Origin of the sequence: Fretibacterium fastidiosum, from assembly GCF_000210715.1 — a bacterium.
Lineage (GTDB): Bacteria > Synergistota > Synergistia > Synergistales > Aminobacteriaceae > Fretibacterium > Fretibacterium fastidiosum.
Genome location: NC_021038.1, coordinates 2,388,829 through 2,391,116 on the forward strand (window position 1 = coordinate 2,388,829; position 2,288 = coordinate 2,391,116).

Consider the following 2,288-nt stretch of genomic DNA (forward strand, 5'->3'; position numbering starts at 1 on the left):
CCCTAAAGCCGATCGCGTCGTCGGCGTTTCCTCCGCCGTCGCCGCTGATTTGGCCGCCCATTTTCGCCTCCCCGCTTCGCGGGTTTTGTACATCTATAACCCCGTGGTCGGAAGCGCTCTGGAAAGGAAGGCGGAGGAGGCTTGCCGTCATCCGTGGCTGACGGACAAAACGATCCCCACCTTGATTTCAGTCGCGCGCCTCAGCCCCGAGAAGGATTTTGACACGCTGCTGGAGGCCTTTTCCCTGTTGCGGCGGACGACGCCGGTTCGATTGCTCGTCCTGGGGGACGGCCCGGACCGAGTCCGCCTCGAACGCAGGGCTGCGGAGCTGAAGGTCGAGACGGACGTCGATTGGATGGGGATGATCGCCAACCCACTTCCATTGGTGAGGGATGCCGACGCCCTGGTGTTGTCGACCTTTTATGAGGGGCTTCCGACGGTCCTGATCGAGGCGCTGTACGTCGGGACGACCCCGGTGGCGACGGATGCCCCGGGGGGAATTCGTGAGATTTTGGAGGACGGCAGGTATGGCTACATTGTCCCCGTGCGGGATGCCCCTGCCCTCTCCGAGGGAATGCTGGAGGCCTTGCAGCAGCCGATGCCGAGGAGGATGCTGCGGGAGCGCGCTGGAGCTTTCTCCGAGAAACGGGCCGTTGACGCCTATCTGGAGCTTTTTGGGATGATAGGAGTAACGAGAGATGCGTGATATTAAAATGAGCATCGTCACCGTCTGTCTCAACGCTGCCGGGACGGTCGAACAGGCCATGGACAGCGTTCTCTCTCAGACCTGTCCTCCGTTCGAGTACATCGTCATCGATGGCGGCTCGACGGATGGGACGCGGGAGATCATCGAACGCTATCGGCCGCGGCTGACCCACGTCGTCCTCGAGCCGGACGAGGGCATCTACGACGCCTTCAACAAGGGTGTGGCCCGAGCCACCGGAGATGTCGTCGGTATCCTCAACGCGGACGACCTCTACGCGCCCTGGGCCCTGGAGACGGTGGCCGAGGCCTATAGACAAAGCCCGGACCCCGGCGTGTTTTTCGGCAAGCTGGCCGTGGTGGACGAGGCGCGTTGCCGCTGGACGGTCTATCCGGTGGGCGACCACCGCCGCCTTACCGGTCGTATGAGCATCGCTCACCCCGCGACCTTCGTTGCCCGCTCGGTGTACGATCGGCACGGCTTATTTGATCCCTCGTTCCGGGTATCGGGAGACTGGGACCTGATGCTGCGCTTCTTTCGATGGGGAGTGCCTTTCTGTCCTATAGACAAGGTGTTGACGGCCTTTCGGAACTCCGGGGTTTCATCGGCCTATTCGGAGAGGCTCTTCATGGAAAATCGAAGGATCTATAAGGATGCGCTTCCCCCTCTTGCCGCCTTTAAGGCTACACTCAAGATGTACCTGAAGCGTTGGGGCAGGCGCTGGATTGATGACCTTGGACTGTCCGAGTGCTATGCCCGTTATCGCGACAGCAGGCTTTTGTGCGCCGAGGTGTCAGGCGCGTTTGACGGCTCCTTTGGCAGACTATGGGAGGCCCTGTCCCATCGCAGGCCTTCGATGCCATCGACCGCGAGTGCCTCGAAAAAAGAGCCGAAGGATGGACGCAGACGTGGAAATGAGGTTCTTTAACGTGAGTGAGGTTATTTTGATGAACGTTTCTCTGGCTGTGATCATCGCTACCAAGGACCGAAGCGGCGAGATCAAAAGACATGCGCTGACAAGCCTGGAGCGATCGACCTGCCGTGATTTCCTCTGCGTGGTCTGGGACGCCAGCCAGGACGAGGAGACCCGAAGGGTGGTGGAGGATGGGGCTTGGACGTTTCCCTTGAAGTACTTCAGGGCGCCGCGGGCCGGCTCGGCATCCCAACGCAATGACGCAGTGAAGCAGGTCCTGATGCACGAGCGTTCCATACGTTACGTCCTGTTTATCGACGACGACTGTGAGTTGTCGCAGGACGCTTTGAAGGGGATTTTAACTACGTTTGAAAAAACGGGCGCATCTGTGGTGAATTTGCCTATGCACTCTCACTTGGAGCATGGGCCCTACGGATTATCCTCTTGGGTGAAGAAGAGATTGGGGTGGGATCATCATGGAGCTACCGAGTTTCTCTACAACTACGGAGCCTGGGAGGAAAAACGGGGAGGAGGTGCGGACTGGGCCAGCGGAGGGGGAATGGCCTTGGATGTGGATGTTTTTCGCAAATATAAATGTTTTTTCCCCGAAGATTTTCAGCGTTTTGGCGGCTATGCGTTGGGGGAGGATTTTGCGTTTTCCTTTTTTCTACA

The 2,288-nt window shown here is 59.0% G+C and carries 3 protein-coding genes; all 3 read left to right on the forward strand.

Annotation, left to right across the window (positions count from 1 at the left end; all coding sequences use genetic code 11):
* The first annotated feature begins 103 nt into the window (after window positions 1-103).
* Window positions 104-706: a glycosyltransferase gene (locus tag SY1_RS10760; RefSeq protein WP_279369752.1), complete on the forward strand. Its 603-nt coding sequence runs from the start codon at window positions 104-106 to the stop codon at window positions 704-706.
* Window positions 699-1,631, forward strand: coding sequence for a glycosyltransferase family 2 protein (locus SY1_RS10765; protein WP_015557030.1), 933 nt, complete (start codon window positions 699-701; stop codon window positions 1,629-1,631). The genes SY1_RS10760 and SY1_RS10765 overlap by 8 nt, the downstream gene beginning before the upstream one ends.
* Before the next feature lies 1 nt (window position 1,632).
* On the forward strand, window positions 1,633-2,288 hold a 656-nt coding region (locus SY1_RS10770), incomplete at its 3' end, for a glycosyltransferase family 2 protein (protein WP_208873786.1).

Bases quoted from the DNA above. Each gene is read 5' to 3' on its own strand.
- SY1_RS10765 (WP_015557030.1), top strand. From the start codon at position 699: ATGCGTGATATTAAAATGAGCATCGTCACCGTCTGTCTCAACGCTGCC.